Origin of the sequence: Limosilactobacillus ingluviei DSM 15946 (assembly GCF_001435775.1) — a bacterium.
Classification (GTDB): domain Bacteria; phylum Bacillota; class Bacilli; order Lactobacillales; family Lactobacillaceae; genus Limosilactobacillus; species Limosilactobacillus ingluviei.
On sequence record NZ_AZFK01000077.1, the window covers coordinates 104,714 to 129,939 of the forward strand.

Below are 25,226 nucleotides of genomic sequence, written 5' to 3' on the forward strand. Positions count from 1 at the left end.
ATTTTAGGAAATTGTAATTTGTCAGGCCCTTTTTTAATCAACCGGGTGAATTTCATAAAGCTCCGGTGCCACCCGGTCAAGCAAAGCGGTCGGTTGGCCCACCGCCACCAGGGTCAAAGTGTGCATCGCCCGCGAACAAATCGTGTACAGCAATTGCCGTTCGTCATCGCCGGCGTACTTAGCTGCGTTGGCGTCCCAGACGATCACGGCGTCAAATTCCAGCCCCTTGGCCAGGTACGATGGCACCACCAAGGCCCCGTCCACCAAGCGTTGGTTTTCGGTCCGCACCAGGGTCGCCTTGACCCCAGCGGCTTTAAGCGCCGTCGTAATTGCTTCACTGTCCGCCAAACTCTTGCCGATGATCGCAACCTTTTCCCCCGCCGCTTGGGCCTGAGCCAGGGCCGTTTGGACCGCTTGCACCCCGCGGGCGGCGTCGGTAGTAACGACGACTTGGGGTTTGGGCCCCTGGCGATCGAAGGCTTCGATCTTTTCCCCGTCGAGCAGGATTTGGGCGGTGAAATCAGTAATCTGGGCCGTTGACCGGTAAGACTTGGTCAGCTGAACGACCTGGGTTTTATCCGGTTCAAACATCGTACTGAGCTGTTTGAGCAAGCTGCGCGAATTTTCGTGGGTGAAAATTGCCTGGTTCAAATCGCCCAGCAGGGTGAACTTGGCCCGCGGAAAGCAGAACTTCAGGTAGGCCAGCTGGTAGGCATCGTAGTCTTGGACCTCATCAACAAAGACAAAGCGCATTTCCGAATCGCCACGCTTACCGGTCAGCAGGTCGTACAAGTACAGGTAAATCGACACGCCGGCCGCACTGATCTTGCCCGCCTTAAAGGCCGCCAATTGCCGTTCAACGTAAGTCTGCCACTGCGCTGGCGTCAAGTGCCATTTGCTTAGGTCGACCAGGTGGGGCACTACCCGTAGGAGATGAATATATTGGGCGTTGATGTTCAACCAGCGGTGGTGGTCAATCGCCCGCTTGAGCGGGGCCATTTCCTTACGCAGGATCTGCTTGGCAAAGAATTGGTACTCGGCTTCATCGCTGGCAAATTCGCGCGGCCGGTTCTTCAAAAGGGTGTCCATTTCTTCCTTGCTCAGGCTTTGGACCCGCTCTTCGACCCACTTGGCGTGCATTTCATTACCCAAGCGGCTGTTGAGCATCCGGATCAACCGCTCCGTGGTCCCGTCGAGGCGGTTGCTCAAACGGTAGGTCGAGGAAAAGCCGTAATAAATTTCCTTGAGCTTGTCCTTGGAAGCAAACAGGCGGTCACCAAATTTAAGCGGCCGGAACTTCAGGTGCCCATCGGTGCCGAGCCGTTTGGCGTAGCGGCCGGTCGCCTTAAAGAAGGCTAGACTGGTCAACAACTGGTTGGCCCGGGCCTCGATCACGTCGCTTTCTTGTTCAAAGCGTTCGCGCAGGTCCGCCACTTGCAAGCGCGGCACCCGCCGGTTGAGGTACTGGAAGTAGGTCATCTGCACCATGTTGTGTTCCCCCAACTCGGGAAGGACCTGGTCGATGTAGTCGTTAAAGAGCTGGTTAGGCGAGAACATGATCACCTGAGCGGCGGTTAAATTGCCCCGGTAACGGTACAAGAGCCAGGCCACCCGCTGCAAGACCGCCGCCGTTTTCCCACTGCCGGCCGCCCCCTGCACAAAGAGCAAGTCGGCACTGGTATTGCGAATAATCCGGTTTTGCGCCTTTTGGATCGTCGCCACGATGCTCTTCATCTTGGTGCTGGAGTGGTTGCTCAAGGCGGCTAACAGCATTTGGTCGGTCACGGTGGCCTGGGTGTCGTAGAGGGTGACGATCACGCCGTCTGCAATTTGGAACTGGCGCTTTAAGGTCACGTTGACGCTTTGCTCCCCATCTGGAGTCTGATAGCTGACCGGACCGAGCTCGCCTTCGTAGTAGATCGACGAAATCGGCGCCCGCCAGTCGTAAATCAAAAAGTGGTCCGGTGTATCGGTAAAGGAAGCCAGGCCAATATAAATCGTCTCCGCTGCCTGGCCCGGCCGCTCTTCGAAGTCGATCCGGGCAAAGTAGGGTTTGGCTTCCAAGCGTTGCAAGGTCGCCAAGTGGTCCGCCGCGTGCTGCCAGGAATTTTCCCGTTCGTTCAGCATTTGTTGCTGGGCCCGCACGGACAGGGCGGTGTCCATCATCCCTGAGTAGGTCGTCGTATTCATCCGGATGTCGTTGAATTGGGCGTCGATGCTCTTAATGTCACGTTTGGCCGTTTGGATCTTCTTTTCGGCCGCTTGCTTGGCGACCTGCAGTTGCTCCATCACGTGGTCCAAGTATTGTTGTTCGGCTTGTTTCACTGGCTCTGCCACCGTAAATCCCCCTTTAAAAAGCTGGCTGCCGCACGGGCACCTTCAAAGTCAATCTAATTATTATAGCATCTTTCCCCCACCAGACTCGACTCAGACGATTACTGGCTGAAAGCCATTTCTTCTAAGAATTTCCTAAGCCGGGTGAAAAACTTTTCCATCCGGCCGCAAACCCAGTAGAATGAATGTAAGGTCAAAGATGGTTAAACGACAGCAAAGGGGGCCCGGGGATGGCACAATTTTTTTACATACTGACACACTTGCAAGAAGTGATCATCCCCTTGTTCAACTGGTTTGGCAATTGGTCATACTTACTGTTGTTTTTGGTGACCTTCATGGAAACCGGTTTGATCATCTTCCCCTGGCTGCCGGGGGAATCATTGATCTTTGTCGCCGCTTCCCTGGCTGCGTTAAGTCCCACCATTAAAATCAGCATTTTAGTCCCCGGCTTTTTTATCGCCGCCCTGCTCGGGGATTTGACCAACTACACCATCGGCACCAAACTGATTCGCCTGCCTGGGTTGCAAAAGCGGGTCGGCGGACCACGTTTGGCGCAAACGGAGGCCTTTTTTAAACGCTACGGGCTGTTGGCGGTGATCTTCGGCCGCTTTGTCCCGGTCATCCGCAATTTTGTCCCGATGATCGCCGGCAGCGCGAAATTTCCACTGCGCAAATTCATGATCGGCAACCTGATTGGCGTTACCCTCTGGGTGGCCTTAGCGGCCGGTTTAGGCTATTTCTTTGGTTCAATTCCGCTGGTCAAGGAGCACTTCTCCTTGGTCGTGATCGGCATCGTCCTGCTGTCGACCTTGCCGGCCGGGATTATCTACTCCTTGCGGGCGATCCGCCGGCACATCATCAAAAAGCGCCAGTTCTGACCGTCAACGCCCCATTTATTCGCTTAATATGGTAAACTTAATTTCAAACATCAGGGATAAATGGAGGAATTTAACATGGCAGTGAACGTTTACTTGGTCCGCCACGGACAAACTTTTTTGAACAAGTACCACCGAATGCAAGGGTGGTCGGATACCCCGCTGACGGAAAAAGGGAAACAAGACGCCGCCCGGGCGGGACAAGCCTTGGCGCAAGTAGATTTCGACTACGCCTTTGCCTCTGATTTAAAGCGGACGATGGATACCGCCCGGATCCTCTTGGCCAACCACCCGACCAAGATTAAGGAACCCACGCCAGCCCCGGCCTTTCGGGAAGAATTCTTCGGCTACTTTGAAGGCTTGAGCAGCCTGTCGACGGCCGTTTTCGTCAGCGGCAACGACAACTTGAGTTCCTTTGAAGAATTAATTGATACTTACGGTGCCGAAGCAACCCGGGATAAGATCGCCGCCGCCGACACCTCCCACGATGCCGAAGACGACGCCACCTTCTGGGCCCGGCTGACCCCAGGCCTGGACCAATTGCGGGCCCTGCCTGACAACAGTAATGTCTTAGTCGTCTCCCACGGGATGACGATTCGCTCGATCGGCAGCAAGTACGGTTTAAAGGGCGTCCACACTGCCCAACCCCAAAACGGCTCGATCACGAAATTAAGCTTAACGCCAACGGACACCACGATTGATTTTTACAGCCAATTAACACTGCCCGAAGAGTAAGGGGGAACATCAAACTATATGGATACCACCATATCGCGGCCCGAACGGGTCATTATCATTGGGTTGGATAACGACCAGCCCGACTATCAGTATTCGATGACGGAATTAACCGAGCTGGCGGAAGCCAACCAGATGGAAGTCGTCGACCGGCTCGATCAAGCCCTCGACCGGCCAAATGCGGCGACCTACTTTGGCTCCGGGAAAGTTGAAGAATTGGCCCAACTGGTGGCGGCCTTGGAAGTTCCCACCGTGATTGCCAATGACGAACTCTCCCCCAGCCAGCTGCAGAACCTGACCAAGGCGACCGGGGTGCGGGTGATCGACCGGACGGCGCTGATTTTAGAAATCTTTGCCAAGCGCGCCCAATCCAAGGAAGCCAAGATTCAAGTGCAAATCGCCCAACTCCAGTACCGCCTGCCCCGGTTGCAGACCGCCAGTGATCAACGGCTCGACCAACAGACCGGGTCCGGTGGGGGCGGCGGCTTTACCAACCGGGGGGCCGGGGAAACCAAGCTCGAAATGAACCACCGGGTGATCGCCAAGCAGATCAGCCACCTGCGCGCCGAGCTCAAGGAAATTGAAAAGTCCGAACAGACCAAGCGCGCCCAACGCGACAAGGCCGCGATCCCAACCGCAGCGTTGGTCGGTTACACCAACGCCGGTAAGTCAACAATCATGAACCACCTGGTCGAGCGCTATGGGGTAGACGCTGACAAGCAAGTCTTTGAAAAGGACATGCTCTTTGCCACCCTGGACACCAGCGTACGGCAATTGACTTTGCCCGACCAAAAGCGCTTCTTGTTAAGCGACACGGTCGGTTTTGTCTCCAAGCTTCCCCACCACCTGGTCCAAGCCTTTAAGTCGACCTTGACAGAAGCAGCCCAGGCGGATTTACTGATCCAGGTGATCGATTACTCCGATCCGCACTATGAGCAAATGATCAAGACGACGGAAACCACCCTCCAGCAAATTGGGGTGGAAAATATCCCGATGATCTACGTCTTTAACAAGGCCGACCGGACCGAAATCGAATTTCCAACGATGGAAGGTGACGACCGCTTGATCATCTCAGCCAAGGACGGTGCCTCGCTGGACCTCTTGGTGGAAGCCATCAAGCACCACCTCTTTTCGGATTACGAAACCGTCGACCTCTTGATCCCGTTTGCTGACGGGCAAGTCGTCTCCTACTTAAACGAACACGCCACGATCCTCAATACGGAATACGTCAGTGAAGGGACCAAATTACAGGTCGAACTGGCGCCCAAGGATCTGCCGCGGGTGGAAAAATACCGTGTAATGTAAACAACCAGCCCCCTGACTTAACGGAAGCGAGCATAAAGCTCCCGCCAAAGCCAGGGGGCTGTCTTGATTTAATGTTTAAAACGCTGATTGGTTAAGGCAAATAAAAGCAGTAAGCCGAGCAACCAAGCCCCGAGGGACAGCGTCACCAAATTGTAATTGCTGGTGATTCCTAAATTATGCTGAACCGTTTGCGGCAAGTTTACGGCCAGATCCTTGGTCACAATGTGGCGGGTAAGCGCCGCCACCCGAAAGCCTGGCCAGTAATTCAGCAACTTTTGAATTAGCTGTGGCAAAGTCCCGTAGGTAATGTAGGTCCCGGAAAAAAAGCCGGCCAACGTCCCTACAATTGCCGAAAGGGAAGAATAGGCCACCGCCGTTTTGATGAGTTTAATCAATAAGCCGTATAAAAAGCTGGCAATCACGACTAAGCTGAAATTAAACAATAGGGTTGCCAAGAAGGCCACCCCAAACGGGTTATACTGATACTTGAGGCTCAAATAGCCAAAGCAAATTACTGCAAAGACGCCCGTCCCGAGGGCCCCTTCAATCATGGCCGTCAACAAATACAGATAATTAATCGCGCTACTTTTGAGCTGCCCATTCACCAAATAATCCGCCAACCGCCCCGTCTGCTCATCTGAAATCAGCTGTCCGTACGCATTTAAGGGCGTGGTGACCGCCACAATTGAGATCAATCCCGCCATCATCCAGGTATCAATGAAGCGGTCAAAATGGGGGACCCCATTGGCCATAGCAATTAAATTATTGCGCAAAAATAGGATGTAAATAACTAAACTGATGAACATCCCTAAGAAGGAAAAAAACACACCCGCGCGATCCTTAGTGTACAAAAGAAAATTCCGCTGCAAAAATTTCCCCATTAGTCGGCCCCCCTTTCCATCATCGTAAACAGATCCTGATACGTAACCGCCTTGATCTCAAAGGCCGCTTCCAAGAGATCATGCTTTTCAAGGTAGCTAACGGCTTCCTTTGCGGTTTTCGTATAGTGAATCACTTGGTGACCCGCTAAAACAATTTTGTAGTTCGGCTGCTGAGCCAAAAATTGTTGCTTCTCCCCATAAAAACCGATCGTACCGTGCTTTAAAAATAAGATTTTATTTGCATGGGCTAACTCTTCGAGGCGATGCGTAGTAAACAGCAAAATCGTCTGGGGATTTTCTTGACAGTAGGTATCGATCAACGCCCAAATTTGAGTCTGAAATTGGACATCAATCCCCGCGGTCAGTTCATCTAAAATTAATAATTGTGGTTGGCTGGCCGTGGCTCGAAAGTAATTAACAATCCGCTTTTGGCCACCAGAGAGCTGCCCATACGGCATGGTTGGCTCAATTCCAAACTCGCTGATTTGCCTTAAGGCACCCTTCATCTCACGGTTACTCAAACGGCAACTTAAGTTTTGCCGGACCGTTAATTCGTCATCTAAGAGGTTCCCTTGGAAAACCGTGCCAATTTTGATGTCGGCAAGCTCAATGTTGCCCGCATCAACTGGCGTCAAGCCCATTAAACTGTTAAGCAACGTGGTTTTGCCTGCGCCGTTCACCCCAATCAGGGCAATTCGCTCGCCGGGTTCAAAGGTGGCGGAAATATTTTGCAAAATTGATTGTTTAGAAAGGTTATCGATTTTAACTTTCATTGGGATCACCTCTCAAAGTAATGGCTATTTTCCTGATTAAGACATCCAAACGACGGATTACAAAAAACTACAAGATCATCTTTTTCATTTATAAGTAGATTACTTAACAATATCATAGTACTTATTGAAAAAAATGCAACGTTTTCAAAAAAATAAAATCTGACAATAATTATGTCACAATCGAGACTTGATTGTTTTAAATAAACATAGGGCAACATTCAGGTTGTGTCATTTTAGCCACACCGCATCCCCTAGCACCGAATACGTCAGTGAAGGGACCAAATTACAGGTTGAACTGGCGCCCAAGGATCTGCCGCGGGTGGAAAAATACCGTGTAATGTAAACAACCAGCCCCCTGACTTAACGGAAGCGAGCAAAATGCGCTCGCCAAAGCCAGGGGGCTGGTTTAATTTAATGTTTAATGCGCTGATTGGTTAAGGTAAACCGAGCCTAGGGACAGCGTCTGTTGCCATCCTACTGTTGCTTAGGATGAAAAAGTTCATTATGACTGCCAAGGCGCATAAAGCGAAACACTCTTCGCTTATTAATCTCGGTGTAGATAATTAACAAATCAACTTTCCCATCAAGTAAGTGGAAATCCATGTTACCGGCGTAGGGTAATGACGGATCGACTAGCTCATGCGGATTGTATTCGGTCGGAATTTCACCGTATTCAAGGATGTAGTCAATAATTTCTTGCAGCTCAGCCTGAAGATTATCAGCTTTCTTTCGCCACCGATTTACATCCAGCTTGAATTGACGATCAAAGCTGACCTGCCAGTTTTTATTAGTCATTGAAAAGTTCCTTTATGGCCTCGTCAGTGTTATCAAAGGTTTTCGCAGTATTAGGGAGTAGTCCTTCTTCTTCGGCAAAGGCCCGCACAATCGCTTTTCGCGTTTTGTCATTAAAGGTTACCCGCTCAACTTTTGGCGCAGTCTTGATTTCAAACGGCACCTTGCCTTGGATGAGAAATTGCTTTGCCGCCATGGTGAAATAGCCATTGATCGTCATCCCCACACTAGCCAAGCCTTCACTTAATTCTTTCCGCAACTCGGGATCTAAGCGGACGGTAGAACCGGTTTTGACCTTGGACGTTGATGCAGCCATAATAACCCCTCCTTTTGAATAGGTATCATAATGATACCTAAATAGTATTGCAAATTGAGCAAAAAGTCTATCAATGCGACCTCTGCTGACCTTGCGAGTTGCAATTTTTTAATAACGAAGCCCTTAGCCAAAGTAGGTCAAAATCGCCTGCTTATAGACTTCAATATCCTTATGGAAGGTCGAGAGCAACATGTATTCATCGACTTGGTGGGCGGTCCGGTTGCCCGGGCCAAAGACGGCGATCGTCATGTCCGGGTTGCCCTTGATCATTTCCGAGGCGTCAGTGCCAGCCGCGCTGCCGCAGATCTTGATCGACTGGTCAAAGACTTCTTCAGCCACCTGGTGGAGAATCTGGTTAAATTCACCGTGCGGATCAGTCACCACCGGCACCTTTTGCCCCAGTAATTCCAGAGCGAGCTGGGCACCTTCTTGGCGGTTAATGCGGTCGATCAACTCCTGCAGGTGGTCTAAAATCATCAGGTTGGGTTCTTCGGGAATCGTGCGGACCTTCATGTACAAAGCGGCCGTACTCGGGACCGAATTCAGCTGCTGACCCCCTTCGATCTTGGTGACCACCGGCACGGTCTTGCCGAGGTGAGGATTTTCTGCCCCCAGGGTGGCAAAGAAGGCCTGTTGGGCCTGGTAAAAGGTCATCAAAGGCTCGATCGCGTTAAAGCCCAGTTGGGGCATCGAGCTGTGGGCGGCCTTGCCCTTGGAAGTTACTGCATAAGTTAAGGAACCCTTGTTGGCACAGTTAAGCTGGCCAAAGGAAGGTTCGGCTAAAATCATCGCGTCGACGTCGGCCAAGTAGCCAGCTTTGGTGAAGGCTTGGGCCCCTTGCATGTGGTTTTGCGGGCTCGATTCTTCGGCCACCGTCACCAAGAGCTTCACCTTACCGCGGACCGGTTCGGTGCGATCAGCCAGCTCAAACATCGCAATGCACTCGGCCGCCAAGCCGCCCTTCATGTCGGTCGTGCCGCGGCCGTACATCTTGCCGTCCTTGATTTCAGCGCCCAGCGGTTCATGATCCCAGGCGGCTGGGTTGCCCAGGGCGACGACGTCCTCGTGGCCCTCTAAGGCAACTACCTTGTCAATCTCCCCGGTCCCAATTTCCGCGTAAAAGTTGCTGCGCCCGTTTTCGACCGGTAAGACCTGATTGTAAATTCCGCGGGCATCAAAGGCCGCCTTGAGGAAATGGGCGACCCGGTCTTCATGGCCGCCGACGGTGTTTAAGCGAATCAAATCTGCTACGAACTGTTCACGTTCCTGTTTATCCATGTGTTCTCCTTAGTTAATGCGAGTAACGGCACCGAGCTGGCGCACGGTTTCGACGCCATCATGGTGGTTTAAGTAGGCCACCAACTTCGGCAAGCTAACCGCCCCGAGGTACTGGTACTGGCGGCTGTCACCGAGCTGGTAAAAATTAATCGTTTGGTTGGCTTCGACGGTGTAGGCCAGCATGGCGTCAATTTCGCCCGGCGCCAGGCGGTATAGCGTCATCTGACTGGAATGGGCCAGCGGGGCAGCTTGGCTTTTCTTAGCCACGATCAACTGCTGGTGATCCAACGCCCCGGTTAAATTCGCCGGGTACAGCGAAGTCGCAAACTGGTGCCCGCCGTAAACCAAGACCGCCGCGGCCAACTCCGGCGGCGTCAGGTTGGTCGTCAAGTGATCCTTTCCTGAGGTACTGCTGCTAATTTGCTTTGACTGGGTGGTCGCAGAACTGGTCGAGTGCGTTAGGTGCGACGAAGTAGTGATTCTGGATTGGTGATGGAAATAATAGGCGCTACCCCCCGCCACCAAAATGATGATGACCACCAGGCCCCACCACTTGGCGGCACGGGTGCGCGGTTTGCCTGCCATGATAAATTCCTCCTCTGCCATGCGACCCTGCCAATATTTTTTACTATCTTAGCTGATTTTGTGATCAATGAAAAGCAAGCAGGTGTTTATGCGTAAAAAAAGTGGGGCCCTCAACGGTACCTCACTTTTGAAGTTAGATAGTTTGATCGCGGTCTTGCAGGTGCATCCCGTCATCATCATGTTCTGGCCCAAGCAATTCTTGGTTGTTGTCCAATTCGGACTTGCCAGCGAAGTGGTGCTTTTGCAGCCAGATCATGGCCAGCAAGCTCAAGATGACAAAGACGACGATAATCCCGGTCAAGACACTGTTACAGAAGGCCACATAGTGTTCCCCGAGCCCACCGGAGATCCCGTTACGCAAACCTAAGATCGAGTAGGTCATTGGCAGGTACCAGTGAATGACGTTGTAGAACTTCATCGTGACTTCCATTGGGAAGGTCCCCCCGGAACCCCCGAGTTGTAACATCAACAGGACCATGGCCACGAACCGGCCTGGGTTGTCGAAGGTCATCGACAAGAACATTACCAGGGCAAATGAGGCCCAGGCAAACAGCGTCAGCGTCAGGAAGAAGGACGGCACGTGCTTGACTTCCAAGCCCAGCGCCATCATAATGCCCCCTTCGGCCACGGCCATCGCTAAAGCAACCAGGGCTTCAACGGCGACCTTGCTTGCCCACCAACTGGAGGCCTTGCGTCCTTGCAAAGCGACCCGCCGGATTGGGTAAACAAAGTTGAAGACCAAGGCCCCCACGTAAATCGCCACGGACAGCACGTACGGTGCTAAGGCGTGCCCATAGTTTGGCACGTAGGAGTAAGACTTGTGTTTCAAAGTCGTTGGCTTGGCGATCATGTCCGCCGTCTTGTCGGACGTGCGAATCGAGTTGACCTGCTTAGCCCCGGCGGCCAGCTTGTCAGCCAGTTCGCCAGCCCCGGCATTCAATTGGGTAATCCCGCTGACCAGTTGTGGCGTGTTGGCGTTTAATTCCGCCGTCCCGGTCGCTAACTTCGCGACCCCAGCCACTAAGGTTGGCACTTGGCGGTTGAGCATTTGCAAGCTCGAAGCCAAGGTGTTGGCCCCGCTGGTCAGTTGCCCAGAGTTGGCGGCCAGTTGGTTAGCACCGGCCGCGGCTTGGTCAACGCCAGCCGTGTATTGGTCAATCCCAGCGACTAACTTGTTGATGTCGTTTGGATTGATGCCATTCAGTTTATCCAACATCCCGGATGCTTGCAGCTGCTTCATTGTCGCACTTAAACCATTCAACTGGTTCAACAAGTCCTTTGAATCATTCATCATTTTGTTGGCACTACTTAAGGTTTGATTCATAGTTGCCATTTGGCCCAACAAACCTTGAACAGTCCCTAACTGTTGCTTGGCACTGGTTAAGCTCGTTTGCAGTCCGTTTGCTGCATTAGCTGCCGTCTGCGCCCCAGCACCAGCTTGCTTTGCACCAGCCCCAACGGCTTGGACTTGAGCCATGATCTTGGCCTTTTCCTCGGCACTCATGTCAGATGAACTTTGAACAATCCCAGCAATCGTTTGGGCCGCGGCTCCCGCGCTAGTAGCACCGCTCTTAACATCGTTCAAGCCACCGGCAATCCCGCTTTGCGCTTGACTAGCAGCCGTATTCAAATCGCTGATTGAGCCGTTGAGCTTTTCCACATCAACTTTTTGCAATTGACTTTGGATCGTTCCTAACTGTTGTTGCAAACTATTAATTTGATTGCCCAGGGCGCTGGCCTTACCTACTGAATCCATTAACTGACCAGTATTGAGTTGACCAAGCATCCCTTTCATCGCAGTCAAGCTACCAGCCGCTGACTGCAGCTGACCGGCCCCGGCCCGTAAAGCACCAGAGTTGGCCGTCAGTTGACCGAGCCCGTTTTGCAGCTGACCAACTCCGCCGGTATACTGAGCGATCCCGCTAGCCAGCTGCCCACTCCCGTTGGCCAGTTGGCTGGCCCCGGAGCCCAAGGCGCCGACGCTGGAGTTCAGGGTTTGAACCCCGGTATTGACCTGGCTGACCCCGGCCGCGTAGGCCGCAAAGCCGCTGTTCAGCGTGCTGGTCCCGCCCGCCAGTTGGCCGGCGCCATCCGCCGCGGTAGTCATCCCCTTGCCCACAGCTTTCAAAGCCTTAAAGGTCGCCTTGGAGTAGGCCTTAGTAACTTGGTAGCGAATCTCTTGGTTGAGCTTGTTCATTCCCAGTTCACTAATCACTTCGGCAATGTAGTTCAACGATCCATTCGTTTCGTACTTAACTTCCATCTTTTGTGGGTGCTTGTTTAAGACCGTCGTCGCATCCTGGGAGAAGTTCTTTGGAATCGTTACGACCGTATAGTATTGCCGGTGCCGCAGCCCGTAGTGGGCCTTTTTAGCGGAGACAAACTCCCACTTCAAGTCCTTATTCTTCTTTAATTCCTTGACCGTGTCCCGTCCGACAGCCATCGTCTTGCCCTGGTATTCGACCGGGACGTCCTTGTTAACCACGGCGACCGGTAAATCGCCGGTGTTGCCGTACGGATCCCATACTGACTTCAAGAAGAAGATGCTGTATAAAAACGGGATAAAACAAACCACAAAGACGGATAACCGCAAAAGCTTGTTTCGCCAGATGTGACGAAACTCTGCCTTAATCATTTCCCACATATCTCTTTCTGCCCTCTTTCGTCTGGTGTTAGTAATTGGCTAGGCCTCGACTTGCGGTAAGACCTTAATGGCGCGCTTGACAAAGCTGATCACTTCTTCATCGGAAATGTCGTAGTTTTGTTCTTGCCACCAGTAGAGCGCCCCCATGATCGCTCCACTAATGGAATAAGCCGCCAGCGCTGGGTTGGGTGCGTTGTGCAGGACTTGGACGATCGCCGCATCGCGCGGCCCCTTATCGCGCAAGCCCAAGAGAATTTCGCTGCACATCCGCATCAATTCGGAATACAGGGAATCCCGACTCCCCGTGGTCGTCAAATTCCGAAAGAACTTCTTGTGCTGGTTGACGTAAGTAATCAAGGTTTCGATCAATTCGTCTTCCGTCAGCGACTGTTCCCACAGCGTACTCAAGCGCTGGTTAATGGTCTGCTCCAGCAAATCGTACTTATCATGGAAATAACGATAGAAGCTGCTCCGGTGCAGGAGTGCTTCATTACAAATCTGATCAACCGTCAACCGTTCAAAAGGTTGATTTTCGAGCAACGTTTCCAAGGCATTTTGAAAATCCCGGACGGTGCGATTCATCTTCATCAGATTCTCCCCCTTTTTCTGTTTTCCATCGAACATTATAATTAGTCCCTTGGCAGTACAAAACCTTCAAATTGACACGTTAGTATCTAAAAGAGACATTTATATTATTTTATCTCTTTTTGAATATTTTAGTAAATCTTTACTAGACAGGGGTTTTCTGCTACAATTTAAGCAGTCTATGCCAGTAAGCGCTTTCGAGAAGGGAGAACCAATTAATGGATACTTCACAAGAAAAATTCGGCCAATTTGACGGCCAAGATGTTATTAAGTACACGCTGACCAATGATCACAACGTCAGCATCAGCGTCTTAAACTATGGGGGGATCTGGCAAGCCTTCATGGTTCCTGGCCAAGATGGCAAGCGCCACAACCTCTTACTCAGCGCCGACAACTTTGCCGACTTGCACGCCGCTGGCTACAGCATTAACCGGGTGATCGGGCCAACGGCGGGCCGGATTGAAAACGGGGAATTTACGATCAATGGGCAAACCTACCAAGTGGACCGCAACGAAAATGGCAACACCCTGCACGGGGGCAGCACCGGTTGGGGCGACGGCCACTTCTGGGACGTAACTGTCGATGCCGACCGCGGCACGATTACTTTGACCCAAACCTTTAGTCCCGCCGACGACACTTACCCGGGGAACAAAGAGGTTGCTGTGGTTTACACCCTGGGCGAAGACGACAGTGTGACGCTGGACTTCTACGGGGTCACGGATGCTAATACGCTCTTCAACCCGACGAACCACACTTACTGGAACCTCGCCGACGAAAGCGAACCAACAATTGAAGGCTTGGAATTACAGCTGAACTCCAAGTACCACTTGGCCGTTAAGGACGGCAAGATCCCAACCGGAGAAAAAATCGCCAATGCGGGCACGCCGTACGACTTTAGCCAGCTGACCAGCCTCGGGGCCGCGTTAAATGAAATGTTAAAGACGCCGGAACAAGGCTTTGACGACTACTTCGAAGTAACGCCAAGTGCAACGTTGGCTCACGAACCAATTGCCATTTTGCACGACCCGAAGTCAAACCGGACGTTAAAGATGTTCTCTGATCGCAACGGGTTAGTAATGTTCTCCACCGACGGAATTTCTAGCGACGTCAAGCTCAACCGACCGGGCCGGCCGTGGATGGCCTTAGCCTTAGAAGGGCAGACCCTGCCAGATTCGCCTCACCACTTTGATTTTGGGGACGTGACCCTGCGGCCAAACGACCCTAAGCACTACCAAATTCACTACGAAATTGAATACTAATTAACGATAATTAAAAACGACCGGCGAACTTTTCACCGGTCGTTTTTAATTAGGCCAAGCCCACGCGCTTGAAGATATCATCCACGTGGCGGAGGTGCCAGTGGTAATCAAAGGCGTCGTCGAGGTCGGCCTTGGTCAGTTGCTTTTGAATCGTTGGGTCAGCTTCCAAGAGCGGCCGGTACGGCACGTGTTCGGCCCAGCACTTGGCGGTGTACGGCTGAATCAAATCGTAAGCCGCTTCCCGGGTCATTCCCGAGTTGACCAGCTTGAGCAGCACCCGGCCGGAGTAGATCAGGCCCAAGGTTTCGTCCATGTTGTGCTTCATCCGGTCCGGGAAGACGTCTAAGTTCTTTAAGATCTTGCCGAAGCGGTGCAACATGTAGTCCAACAGGGCGGTCGAATCCGGCAGAATCATCCGTTCCGCGCTGGAGTGGGAAATGTCGCGTTCGTGCCAGAGGGTGACGTTTTCCATTGCCGTAACCACGTTCCCGCGCAGGACCCGGGCACAGCCGGTGATGTTTTCCGACCCGATCGGGTTGCGCTTGTGCGGCATCGCTGAGGATCCCTTTTGGCCCTTGGCAAAGTGTTCTTCAACTTCGTGAATTTCCGTCCGTTGCAGGGCGCGAATTTCGGTCGCCATGTTTTCCAGGCTGGTCCCGATCAAGGCCAAAGTCGCCACGTATTCTGCGTGGAGGTCGCGCGGCAGGACCTGGGTAGAAATTTCTTGTGGCCGCAAGCCCAGCTTTTGGCAGACGTACTCTTCCACGAAGGGATCGACTTCGGCAAAGGTGCCGACCGCCCCGGAAATCTTCCCGGCTTCGACCCCCTTCGCGGCGTGTTCGAAGCGTTCTTGATTCCGCTTCATTTCCGAGTACCAGCGGGCCGCCTTCAGCCCAAAGGTGGTTGGTTCGGCGTGAATCCCGTGGGTCCGCCCCATGCAGACGGTGTCCTTGTACTTGCGGGCCAGATCAGCCACGATCGCCATAAAGTCCGTGATGTCTTGGCGCAAGAGGTCGTTGGCCTGCTTTAATTGGTACCCCTGGGCGGTGTCGACCACGTCAGTACTGGTCAAGCCGTAGTGGACCCACTTGCGTTCTGGCCCAAGCGACTTGGAGACGTCGCGGGTAAAGGCGATCACGTCGTGGTGGGTGACGGCTTCGATTTCAGCAATCCCTTCCACGGTAAAGGTGGCGTGGTCACGGATCTTAGCTACATCTTCAGCCGGAATGTGGCCGAGCTTGCTCCAAGCTTCATCAGCGGCAATTTCGACTTCCAGCCAACCGCGGTACTTGTTTTCTTCACTCCAGATCTGCTTCATTTCCGGACGGGTATAACGATCAATCATTAGTAATTAATTCCTCTCTTTTTTATTCGGCTTGGTCAGCCCAAATCTTGCTGGCGGCCACTTCGGCCAAGGTTGCATCAATGTCGTCGGTCAAAATCGTCACGTGACCCATCTTGCGGTCAACCCGACTGGCGGCCTTGCCGTAGTCATGGAAGTGCCAAGCCGGGTGGGCCGTTAATTGGGCGCGGAGGGGTTGGACGTGTTGGCCCAAGACGTTGACCATCACGACCGGCTTGAGCAATTCAATCTTGGGCAGGGGCCAATTGCAAATCGCCCGGTTGTGAATGGCAAACTGGGAGAAGTTGCAGGCTTCAATCGAGTAGTGCCCCGAATTGTGCGGCCGCGGGGCCAACTCGTTAACGTAAATCTCGCCGTCGGTGCCGACAAAGAATTCGACCCCCAAAATTCCCCGTAAGTCCAGGGCGGTCGCAATCCGCTTCGCGGCCGCTTCGGCCTTGGCGGCCACGGCGTCACTGATCCGCGCCGGGACGATGCTGAGGTGCAGGATTTCGTGACGGTGGATATTTTCGGCGATGGGGAAGGTTGTTACCTCCCCATTTTCATTCCGGGCTACCATCACCGAACACTCCAAGGCAAAGTTTACCCAGCCTTCCAAAATCGCATCACCAGTTGCAACGATCCCCTGACACTGGGGCAAATCCGCCGCCGAATGCAGGACGATTTGGCCGTGCCCGTCGTAGCCGCCCTGGCAAGTCTTTAAGACACACGGATAGCCGAGCTGGGCCACGCCCGCTTGCAGGTCAGCTTCATTTTTAACCGCCACAAAGGGCGCCGTTTGACAGCCAGCTTCTTTTAAGAAGGTCTTTTCCCGCAGGCGGTGCTTGGTGGTGTACAAGAGGTGGGTCCCCTGCGGCACGTAAGCCGTCGTCGCGACCTTCTTGAGGGCCTGCAAGTCGACATTTTCAAATTCATAGGTTAAAACGTCACTCTTCGCGGCCAATTCTTCAATCGCCGCAACGTCTTCGTACGGCGCCACGATTTGTTCATCCGCACACTGGCCGGCCGGGCAATTAGGGGTCGGATCTAAAATAATGACCTTCATCCCGGTCTGCTTAGCATCTAACGCCAACATCTGACCGAGCTGGCCACCGCCGATAATCCCGATCGTTTGACCCGGTTGAATCAAGTTAGTCAAGGTGGGCCTCACTTTCTACCGCGGCATCGTGCATCTTTTGGCGGTACGCTTGGATTTGAGCTTGCAAAGCCGGGTTAGTCGTCCCGAGAATTTGCAGGGCTAATAAAGCGGCGTTCTTGGCGCCCGCCACCCCAATCGCCGTCGTAGCGACCGGAATCCCGGCTGGCATCTGCACAATCGACAAGAGCGAGTCCATGCCGCCCAACGCCTTGGTTTGGGCCGGCACCCCGATCACGGGCAGGGGGGTATTGGCCGCAATCATCCCCGGCAGGTGGGCCGCTCCCCCCGCACAAGCGATAATGACCTTGGTCCCCTTTTCAACGGCCGCCTGGGCAAAGGCGAACATTTCCGTTGGCATCCGGTGGGCGGAAATCACGTGCTTTTCGTAGTCCACCCCAAATTGCTCCAAAATCAAACAAGCTTCTTTGACGGTCGGCCAATCCGACTGACTGCCCATTACCACACTGATGCTGCTCATTTTTGCGCCTCCATTGCGTGTGCTGTTTATCCATTGCTTTAATTTCCTTTCTAAGGATACCAAAGGCCAGCGGGGACTTCAAGGAAATTCCGAATAATGTAACGGTGACTGTATTTTAAAGTTCGATAAAATCATCAAATGGCCCCCGGCGCGCCTTTATTTTTCGGTAGTTTTATCGGTAATTTTTGATTTTTCAAAAATCTTTCACTTACCGCGCCCTTTTTGCTGGGTATATAATATTCTTATTTTAAGCAAGAGAGAAGGAAATTTGATGCTAGAGAAAACGTTCTATAAGCAACTGCTCAAGCGCTCGTTTGCCATGCTGGTCAAAATTGTCTTTTGGGACGGCAGCAGCGCGCAGTATGGCCAGGGGGAACCCAAGGCCACCATTACCTTCCGGGAAAAAGTGCCGGTCAGCGCGGTCACCCAAAACGCGTCGATCGCCCTAGGGGAAGCTTACATGGACCAAAAGATTGATATTACCGGTCCAGGCGCTCACCCCCTCCAAGAAGTGATTACCTCAGCTTACCAACAAGCCGGCAGTTTCCTGCGCGACGCCAAACTAAAAAAATTCTTGCCGAAACAAAGTCACGGCGAGGCGCAAAGCCAAGCCGACATTCACAGCCACTACGACGTCGGCAATGATTTTTACCGGCTCTGGCTCGATGACACGCTGACGTATTCGTGCGCCTACTTCACCCCGGAAAATCCAACCAACGACCTAACCGCCGCGCAAATCGCTAAGGTCCACCACATCTTGCAAAAGCTCAATCCCCAACCCGGTCGCCGCCTGCTCGACATTGGCTGTGGCTGGGGGACCTTGATGCTGACGGCCGCCAAGGAATACGACCTGAAAGTCACCGGGGTCACCCTCTCTGAAGAACAATACCAGCTGGTCAAACAGCGGATTGAAGCAGCTGGCCTCAGTGGGGTCGCCGAAGTGCGCCTACAAGACTACCGTGAGCTGGGCGACGAACAGTGGGATTACATTACCTCGGTTGGGATGTTTGAACACGTCGGCCAAGAAAACCTCGGCCTCTACTTCCAAGACGTGGCGAAGTACTTGAAGGCTGATGGGACGGCCCTGATCCACGGCATTACCCGCCAACAAGGCGGCGCCTACAACGGCTGGATCAACAAGTACATCTTCCCGGGCGGCTACATCCCCGGCCTGACGGAAATCATCGACCACATTGAAGCCGCCCACTTGCAAATCGGGGACATGGAAATGCTACGCCGCCACTACCAACGGACACTGGAAATCTGGGACGCCAACTTCAATGCCCACCGCGCCGAAATTGAAACCACCAAGGGGACGCGCTTTACCCGGATGTGGGACCTGTATCTGCAGGCCTGCGCGGCTTCCTTTGAATCCGGCAATATCGACGTCGTCCAATATCTCCTAACCAAGGGGCCGTCGGGCACCGGCTTGCCAATGACCCGCCGGTACATGCTGACCGACCGCTAATCCAGCAAAATTAAAGGGTGACCTTGCGTCCACGCGCAGGGATCACCCTTTTTTGAAACTTCTTTGTTAGAACAGGCCGGTAATCGTCCCGTTTTCATCAATCGTCATCTTCACGGCCGCTGGCGTCTTCCCCAGCCCCGGCATCGTCAGCATCGTCCCGGACAAAGCGACGATAAAGCCGGCCCCGAGCTTTGGCACAAACTCCCGGATGTGGAAAGTAAAGTCACTCGGCGCCCCGAGCGCCGTTTGGTCATCCGAGAAGGAGTACTGGGTCTTGGCGATGCAGACCGGCAGGTTGTCCCAGCCCTGCTTGGTAAATTCGGCCAGTTGCTTTTCCGCCTTCTTGGAAAAGACGACTTCCTTGGCGCCGTAAATCTTGGTCGCCACGGCTTTGACCTTGTCGGCAATTGGCAGTTCAACATCGTAGAGCGGCGTGAAGTCCGCTGGTTGGTCGGCCAATTCGACCACCGCTTCGGCCAGGGCGTGCGTCCCCGCGCCCCCCTTAGCCCAGGCATCGGCGACCACCGCTTTGACGCCCAATTCGGCACAGAGTTCTTGCAGTTTACCAACTTCGGCATCCGTATCAGCGACAAAGTGATTAATCGCAACCACCGCCGGCAGCCCGTAACGTTGGATGTTTTGGACGTGGCGCTTGAGGTTGACAAAGCCGGCTTCTAAGGCCGCTAAGTTTTCGTCCTTCAGGTCAGCTAAAGCCACTCCACCGTTGTACTTTAAGGCCCGGATGGTCGCCACGATGACCACGGCGTCGGGGTGCTTGCCTAAAGCGGGCCGCTTAATGTCGAGGAACTTTTCAGCCCCCAGGTCGGCCCCGAAGCCGGCTTCGGTCACCGTGTAGTCACTTAAGGCCAGGGACGTCTGGGTGGCTAAGACCGAATTGCAGCCGTGGGCAATGTTGGCAAACGGCCCCCCGTGAACAAAGGCGGGCGTGTGATCCAGGGTTTGGACCAGGTTTGGCTTGATGGCATCCTTGAGTAAGATCGTGATTGCATCCGCAAAGCCCAGTTGGCCGACCGTAACGGGTTCCTTGGCCCGGGTGTAGCCCACCACGATTTGCTTGACCCGGCGCTTGAGGTCCATCAGGTCCGTTGACAGACACAGGATCGCCATTAATTCGGACGCCGCCGTAATGTCAAAGCCGGTTTCACGCGGCACCCCTTGCATCACGCCGCCCAGACCGGTCACGACGTTGCGCAGGGCGCGGTCGTTAACGTCTTCGACCCGCCGCCAGATCACCCGGCGGGGATCAAGATCGAGTTCGTTATCCCGCATGATGTAGTTGTCAATCAAGGCCGCCAAGGTGTTGTTGGCACTGGTCAGGGCGTGCAGATCGCCAGTAAAGTGGAGGTTGATGTCTTCCATTGGGATGACTTGACTGTAACCACCCCCGGTGGCACCCCCCTTGATCCCGAAGACCGGTCCCATTGATGGTTCACGCATCGCGATCGTCGTTTGGTGCCCTAATTGGTTCATTGCGTCAGCCAAGCCCACCAAGACGGTCGACTTCCCTTCCCCGGCTGGGGTCGGGTTAATTGCCGTCACCAAGACCAGCTTGTGCTTCTTACCGGCTACTGGGGCAACCGGCGTGGTTACCTTCGCCTTGTAGGGACCGTATTGTTCCAGTTGGTCCTTTTTCAGTCCCACCTTAGCCGCCACAGCTTCGATTGGCAACATTTCCGCTTGATCCGCAATTTGAATATCCGTTAACATCCGATGGCCTCCTCATTAAAAACCGAACAATAATCTCTTATGAAATATTACCGTTCGATTATAACCCTAAAGCAACCATTTCAACAAGCTTAATCATCAGATTTAATCGCTGAAGTGGGCGCCGTCGCCTTGCCAATCGGCTTAACGTCGGCAATATCGAGCAGGAAGGTAAAAATCGGGACCCCGACAATCAAGCCCCAAGTGCCAAAGAGGTGCTCGCTAACCAAGAGGACCACAAAGGTGTAGAAAATTGGCAGTTCCGTCCGGCTCGACATAAATTTGGGATTGAGGACGTAGGCTTCGATCGCGTGGATCACCACCACCATGATTAAAACGTAGGCAATGTAGCGCCAGCCACCGACCGAGTAGGCCACCATGCTGAGGGGGACCAGGGAAATGATCACCCCGGCAACCGGGATTAAACTCAAAATAAAGACCATCAGCCCGAGGGCGAAGATCTGTGGCATGTGCATAAAGGTCAGGCAGATCATCGTAATAACGGTATTGCAAATTGCGATGAAAAACTGGGCTTCTAAGACGACTCCAAAGGTATTGACAAATTTCTTGCCGAAGTAGTAGAGGTCATTAAAGAACCAGCCCAACGACTTGCTGGACAGAAACTGACGGGAAAATTCATTCATCTGGCGCAGTTCAATCGTGTAAAAGAAGCTCAAGATCAATGACATTACAAAGGCAAAAGTCAAGGTCCCCAATGAAGTTAAGGTCGAAACGGCCAGTTGCATCCCGTGCTTGGCCTGAGAAATGATCGTCCCGTTAGAAACGTAGCGGTTGACCCACTGCAAGGTCGTCTTCATATCAGGGCTTTGGTAGAACTTGATCAGCGAGTCGACCATTTTGACGATTTGCTCTACTAAGAGGGGCAAGTAATCGGTCACCACGTAGTACAGGCCCAAGATTAACAGGATGTAGGTGACAATGACGATCAAAACTGGCGGCAAGTGCGGCACAAAGCGTTGCAAAAGCCGGATCCAGTGCACGATCAGGTAAGTAAAGATAAAGGTCAACAGGATGGTATTCATCATCCCCCTCGCCGCATACAAGACCGCAATGATCAGCAATAAGACGACCACCCGGTGCATTGAAATATTGGCGGTAAATTTTTTCCACGACGTCAGCGTCAAGACCCCCTTGAAATTCAGTTTGTTTCTATTTTAACAAATTTGCGGGTTTTGGGTCAGATTCTTCCCTAGTGTTACAATGGAAGAAAACGTTTTCTAAGGAGGGTTTTTTATGAGTTACATTCAAGCCTTACGGCAAAAAGTTGGCCACATGCCCGTGATTCTGACCAGTGCTTCCGGCGCCCTGGTCAACGAAGCGGGCGAAGTCTTATTGCAAGAACGGGCTGATACGGGCGACTGGTGTTTTCCCGGCGGCTACTTAGAATACGGGGAAAGCTTTGCCGCGTGCATGGTGCGTGAATACCAAGAGGACGCCGGCATCGCGATTCGGCCGATCAAACTGCTGGCCCTTCAGGATACCGATGAATACACCTACCCTAACGGGGACGTGCTCCAACCGATCAACGCCTTTTACCTGGTGGAAGCCACCGGCGCTCCCACGACTGCTCCCAAGGCCACGGAGACCGTGCGCACCAAGTACTTCTCCCTTACCGGTCCCCAGCCGAAGTTCTTTAATCAGCAGCACGAAAAGATGTGGGCAATTTTGCAAGCTCACTTCACCCATAAAGCATGACCGGAGCACTAAAAACCGGCCACGTTCTTCCCGAGCGCGGCCGGTTAGCCTTTTAATGATCGTAATATTCAAACTTTAAATCATCATCGGTCAAGACCAGCTTAGAGAGGCTGCCATTCTTCGGTCGTTCGGTAATGTCGTACTTGCCTTCCCCAAAGCGTTCCACCAGGCTCAAGACGGTATTGCCGTGGCTGACCCACAACACGTTGGCCCCATCCGGCAGCCCCGCGTGGCGGATCAAATCAATCCCCTGATCCAGGCGCTGCCAGTACTCAAAGTTATTTTCGGCGTCGTGGAAAGGATCGGCTTCTTTCATCCAATCCTTGGCTTGGCCGATCGAATACTTGGTGACAATGTCCTTGAAGCTCTTGCAACCGTGCGGGGCGCCGGCTAAATACCAGGCTTGGCCCATTTCGGTCCCTTCAAAGACCCCGTAGAATTGTTCCCGCAAGAAGGGACTAATGGCCGTCGGAGCCTTCACCGACGCCTGTTCATTGAGGTCCAGAATCGTCTGGCAGGTTTCAATCGCCCGCGGCAAATCACTGCAAAAAGCCGCCGCAAATTGAATGTCCTTGACCTTTTGCCCGGCCAGTTTGGCGTCTTGCTTGCCCTTTTCGGTCAGCGGCGAGTTCGACCAACCCTGCAGCTTATTGTAGATGTTGTAGTAGGTTTGCCCGTGGCGCACCAAGTAGATATTTAACTTTGTCATCTTTATTTCGCCTCCACTGTGCGTGCTTGATGTCACAGCCTTATTTTACCGCGTTTGGCGCCAAAGTTAAAATCGCTTTCATAACGAATCAGGCGCTGGCTTGCCCCGCAGCCGACAACTTTGCGGCGGCCGCTTGGTCCAGAATCACGATTACATTCGGGTGCTGTTGCAAGACACTGGCTGGCACGGCCGTAGTCACCGGGCCTTCGATCATCGCTTGGATCGCCGCCGCCTTATCGCTGCCGTAGGCTTCCAAGAGAATTTGATCGGCCTGCATGATCGCGCCGATCCCCATTGATAACGCCCGCTTAGGTACGTCAGCGGGCCGGGCAAAGAAGCGGGCGTTGGCCGCAATCGTCGACGGCGTCAGCACCACCTCATGGGTCATGCCATCAAAGGGGCTGCCCGGCTCGTTAAAACCAATGTGCCCATTGCGCCCAATCCCCAACAGCTGCAAACCAACGTGGTGGTCCGTTAAAATTTGGTCATAACGGGCACACTCCGCCGCCGGATCGGTGGCCAAACCATTGGGCAGGTACGATGCCGCAAAGGGCTTGGCAAAAAAGAGGTGGTGGTGCATGTAGTAGGCATAGCTTTGTGGATGGTCGGCTGCCAAACCGACATACTCATCCAGATTAATTGAAATACTGTCGGTAAAATCCAGGTCGCTGGCCACTAATTCGGCGTAGGTGGTTTCTGGCGTTCCCCCAGTCGCCAGGCCGAAGACCTTGACCCCGCGCGCTTTGGCGGCCGCAAAGACCTTTAAGGCGGCCTTCCCCCCGGCTTGCTGATCTTTTACAACGATTATTTGCATTTGGCTGATCCCCCTTCAAATTTTTTCGTCCGTGGTATTGATTTTTGGTCTATACCGGTATATACCAGTTATACAACATCCCCCCACAGTTTGTCAAAGCCTTGCGCTCCTGCCGTGGGCCGACTAAGATTAAACCAGTAGTGATGAAAATTTTAATTGAGGTGAACACCAATGACGACAGTTTTAACCCACGCCACCATTTACACCGGTCATGAAGTCATCCGCGACGGCTACTTGCGCTTTGATCAACAGCTGCAAGCCGTCGGTCCGATGTCCGACTACCAGCCCGCGCCCAGCGATGAAACGCGGATTGACTTAGCCGGGCAAACCGTGGTCCCCGGCTTTATCGACGTCCACAGCCACGGCGGTTACGGCTATGACGCCATGGACGGGAACGCTGACCAAATCGACGCCATGGTCCAACAAATGACCGCTAATGAAGGGGTGACGACCTACTTTGCGACGACGATGACCCAGTCGCACCAAAATATCGCCGCGGCCCTGCAAGCCGTGCACCAAGCAGCGACGACCAATCCGGTCATCCAGGGGATTCACCTGGAAGGACCCTTTGTCTCCCCGGTCTTTAAGGGCGCGCAGCCGGAAGAATACATTGAAGCCCCGGATCTGACAGCTTTCAAAGCTTGGAACGAATTGGCCGGCGGCATGATCAAAGTCGTGACCTATGCCCCAGAAAACCCCGGCAGCCGCGAATTCGAACGGTACTGTCTGGCTAACGGGATCGTCTTGTCCGTCGGCCACAGCAACGCCACCCGGGCGGAAATGAAGCACTCCTTGGCTACCCACGTCACCCACCTCTACAATGCCCAGCGGGGGTTGCAACACCGCGAACCGGGGGTCACCGGGCACGCGCTGTTGGAAGCCAACCTCTACACGGAACTGATCGCCGATGGTTTCCACGTCTATCCCGACATGATCAAGCTGGCGTACGAATTAAAGGGCGCTGACCGGATAGAATTGGTGACCGACTCGATGCGGGCCAAGGGGATGGCCGAGGGGACGTCTGAGCTCGGGGGTCAAACGGTGATCGTCAAGGACAAACAGGCGCGCTTGACTAACGGCCACCTGGCCGGTTCGGTCCTGCGCTTCCCGGACGCCTTTAAAAACATCATTCAGTTTACCGGCTGTTCGATTGCCGACGCCGTCCAGATGTCATCGGGCAACCAAGCCCGCGAATTTAACCTGACCCAAAAGGGCAGCCTAACGGTGGGCAAGGACGCCGACTTAAATGTCTTAGACAGTGATTTAAACTTGCAAATGACCTTCTCCTTGGGGCGCCTGTTCACGCCGGCACACTAACCATCACCACTTCGGGGGTAAATTCCGGGCTTTCCTTTAAAATTAAAAAATTATGAGAAAAGTGTTGACTTCTCTCATAATGGCAGTATAATCAAACTCAATCATTAACCTTGGTACAACAAACACTGTGAATAGGAGA

The 25,226-nt window shown here is 53.3% G+C and carries 23 protein-coding genes; 7 read left to right on the plus strand and 16 right to left on the minus strand.

Annotation, left to right across the window (positions count from 1 at the left end; all coding sequences use genetic code 11):
• Positions 1-33: 33 nt before the first annotated feature.
• Complete coding sequence (gene helD / locus FC43_RS08415; RefSeq protein ID WP_275453113.1) at positions 34-2,337, minus strand: RNA polymerase recycling motor HelD; 2,304 nt, start codon at positions 2,335-2,337, stop codon at positions 34-36.
• Between the two features lie 227 nt (positions 2,338-2,564).
• Between helD and FC43_RS08420 the strand changes: the two genes are divergently transcribed.
• The 3 genes from FC43_RS08420 (at position 2,565) to hflX (ending at position 5,246) form a co-directional block, all read left to right on the plus strand.
• Positions 2,565-3,212 (plus strand): VTT domain-containing protein, encoded by a 648-nt coding sequence (locus tag FC43_RS08420; protein WP_019206436.1) that lies wholly within the window; start codon positions 2,565-2,567, stop codon positions 3,210-3,212.
• A gap of 75 nt (positions 3,213-3,287) precedes the next feature.
• Positions 3,288-3,944, plus strand: coding sequence for a histidine phosphatase family protein (locus FC43_RS08425; protein WP_019206435.1), 657 nt, complete (start codon positions 3,288-3,290; stop codon positions 3,942-3,944).
• A gap of 18 nt (positions 3,945-3,962) precedes the next feature.
• Positions 3,963-5,246: a GTPase HflX gene (gene hflX, locus FC43_RS08430; RefSeq protein ID WP_019206434.1), complete on the plus strand. Its 1,284-nt coding sequence runs from the start codon at positions 3,963-3,965 to the stop codon at positions 5,244-5,246.
• 68 nt (positions 5,247-5,314) lie between these two features.
• Here the strand turns inward: hflX and FC43_RS08435 are convergent, their stop codons facing one another.
• From FC43_RS08435 to FC43_RS08470, 8 genes are all read right to left on the minus strand, one after another.
• Entirely contained in the window at positions 5,315-6,127 is an 813-nt protein-coding gene (locus tag FC43_RS08435; RefSeq protein ID WP_019206433.1) for a hypothetical protein, read from the minus strand.
• Complete coding sequence (locus FC43_RS08440) at positions 6,127-6,900, minus strand: ATP-binding cassette domain-containing protein (RefSeq protein ID WP_019206432.1); 774 nt, start codon at positions 6,898-6,900, stop codon at positions 6,127-6,129. The genes FC43_RS08435 and FC43_RS08440 overlap by 1 nt, the downstream gene beginning before the upstream one ends.
• A 474-nt stretch (positions 6,901-7,374) precedes the next feature.
• Positions 7,375-7,695 (minus strand): type II toxin-antitoxin system mRNA interferase toxin, RelE/StbE family, encoded by a 321-nt coding sequence (locus tag FC43_RS08445; protein WP_019206431.1) that lies wholly within the window; start codon positions 7,693-7,695, stop codon positions 7,375-7,377.
• Entirely contained in the window at positions 7,688-8,008 is a 321-nt protein-coding gene (locus FC43_RS11425) for a hypothetical protein (protein WP_019206430.1), read from the minus strand. Before FC43_RS11425 ends, FC43_RS08445 begins: the two co-directional genes overlap by 8 nt.
• A gap of 123 nt (positions 8,009-8,131) precedes the next feature.
• On the minus strand, positions 8,132-9,286 hold the full coding sequence (locus FC43_RS08455) for an ArgE/DapE family deacylase (RefSeq protein WP_056955352.1): 1,155 nt from the start codon (positions 9,284-9,286) through the stop codon (positions 8,132-8,134).
• A 9-nt stretch (positions 9,287-9,295) separates the two neighbouring features.
• Positions 9,296-9,871 carry a hypothetical protein gene (locus FC43_RS08460; RefSeq protein ID WP_019206428.1) on the minus strand — a complete coding sequence of 192 codons (576 nt, stop codon included), beginning with the start codon at positions 9,869-9,871 and terminating at the stop codon, positions 9,296-9,298.
• A gap of 133 nt (positions 9,872-10,004) precedes the next feature.
• Positions 10,005-12,515 (minus strand): YhgE/Pip domain-containing protein, encoded by a 2,511-nt coding sequence (locus FC43_RS08465; protein ID WP_056955353.1) that lies wholly within the window; start codon positions 12,513-12,515, stop codon positions 10,005-10,007.
• Between the two features lie 39 nt (positions 12,516-12,554).
• Positions 12,555-13,103 carry a TetR/AcrR family transcriptional regulator gene (locus FC43_RS08470; protein WP_056955354.1) on the minus strand — a complete coding sequence of 183 codons (549 nt, stop codon included), beginning with the start codon at positions 13,101-13,103 and terminating at the stop codon, positions 12,555-12,557.
• Between the two features lie 215 nt (positions 13,104-13,318).
• On the opposite strand from FC43_RS08470, the gene FC43_RS08475 reads away from it, so the two are divergent.
• Positions 13,319-14,359: an aldose epimerase family protein gene (locus FC43_RS08475; RefSeq protein WP_056955355.1), complete on the plus strand. Its 1,041-nt coding sequence runs from the start codon at positions 13,319-13,321 to the stop codon at positions 14,357-14,359.
• Positions 14,360-14,408: 49 nt separating this feature from the next.
• On the opposite strand, the gene purB is transcribed toward FC43_RS08475, so the two are convergent.
• From purB to purE, 3 genes are read right to left on the minus strand one after another with little or no spacing between them, the layout of a single operon-like run.
• Positions 14,409-15,704 (minus strand): adenylosuccinate lyase, encoded by a 1,296-nt coding sequence (gene purB, locus FC43_RS08480; protein ID WP_019206424.1) that lies wholly within the window; start codon positions 15,702-15,704, stop codon positions 14,409-14,411.
• A 22-nt stretch (positions 15,705-15,726) separates the two neighbouring features.
• Positions 15,727-16,860 (minus strand): 5-(carboxyamino)imidazole ribonucleotide synthase, encoded by a 1,134-nt coding sequence (gene purK, locus FC43_RS08485; RefSeq protein WP_019206423.1) that lies wholly within the window; start codon positions 16,858-16,860, stop codon positions 15,727-15,729.
• On the minus strand, positions 16,853-17,338 hold the full coding sequence (gene purE, locus FC43_RS08490; protein WP_019206422.1) for a 5-(carboxyamino)imidazole ribonucleotide mutase: 486 nt from the start codon (positions 17,336-17,338) through the stop codon (positions 16,853-16,855). Before purE ends, purK begins: the two co-directional genes overlap by 8 nt.
• Before the next feature lie 271 nt (positions 17,339-17,609).
• Here purE and FC43_RS08495 point away from each other — a divergent pair, with 271 nt between their 5' ends.
• Positions 17,610-18,806 (plus strand): SAM-dependent methyltransferase, encoded by a 1,197-nt coding sequence (locus FC43_RS08495; protein ID WP_056955356.1) that lies wholly within the window; start codon positions 17,610-17,612, stop codon positions 18,804-18,806.
• A 66-nt stretch (positions 18,807-18,872) separates the two neighbouring features.
• Here FC43_RS08495 and FC43_RS08500 read toward each other — a convergent pair whose 3' ends face one another.
• On the minus strand, positions 18,873-20,534 hold the full coding sequence (locus FC43_RS08500; RefSeq protein ID WP_019206420.1) for a formate--tetrahydrofolate ligase: 1,662 nt from the start codon (positions 20,532-20,534) through the stop codon (positions 18,873-18,875).
• Positions 20,535-20,623: 89 nt separating this feature from the next.
• Positions 20,624-21,634, minus strand: coding sequence for an AI-2E family transporter (locus FC43_RS08505; RefSeq protein WP_156648371.1), 1,011 nt, complete (start codon positions 21,632-21,634; stop codon positions 20,624-20,626).
• A 151-nt stretch (positions 21,635-21,785) separates the two neighbouring features.
• Here FC43_RS08505 and FC43_RS08510 point away from each other — a divergent pair, with 151 nt between their 5' ends.
• A complete protein-coding gene (locus tag FC43_RS08510; RefSeq protein ID WP_056955357.1) occupies positions 21,786-22,247 on the plus strand; it encodes an NUDIX hydrolase in 462 nt (153 codons plus the stop codon).
• Between the two features lie 52 nt (positions 22,248-22,299).
• Here FC43_RS08510 and FC43_RS08515 read toward each other — a convergent pair whose 3' ends face one another.
• Together FC43_RS08515 and FC43_RS08520 are read right to left on the minus strand one after the other, a co-directional pair.
• Positions 22,300-22,956: a histidine phosphatase family protein gene (locus FC43_RS08515; RefSeq protein WP_056955358.1), complete on the minus strand. Its 657-nt coding sequence runs from the start codon at positions 22,954-22,956 to the stop codon at positions 22,300-22,302.
• An 88-nt stretch (positions 22,957-23,044) separates the two neighbouring features.
• Positions 23,045-23,770 carry a glucosamine-6-phosphate deaminase gene (locus FC43_RS08520; protein WP_056955359.1) on the minus strand — a complete coding sequence of 242 codons (726 nt, stop codon included), beginning with the start codon at positions 23,768-23,770 and terminating at the stop codon, positions 23,045-23,047.
• A gap of 171 nt (positions 23,771-23,941) precedes the next feature.
• Between FC43_RS08520 and nagA the strand changes: the two genes are divergently transcribed.
• Entirely contained in the window at positions 23,942-25,087 is a 1,146-nt protein-coding gene (gene nagA / locus FC43_RS08525; RefSeq protein WP_056955360.1) for an N-acetylglucosamine-6-phosphate deacetylase, read from the plus strand.
• Positions 25,088-25,226 lie beyond the last annotated feature (139 nt).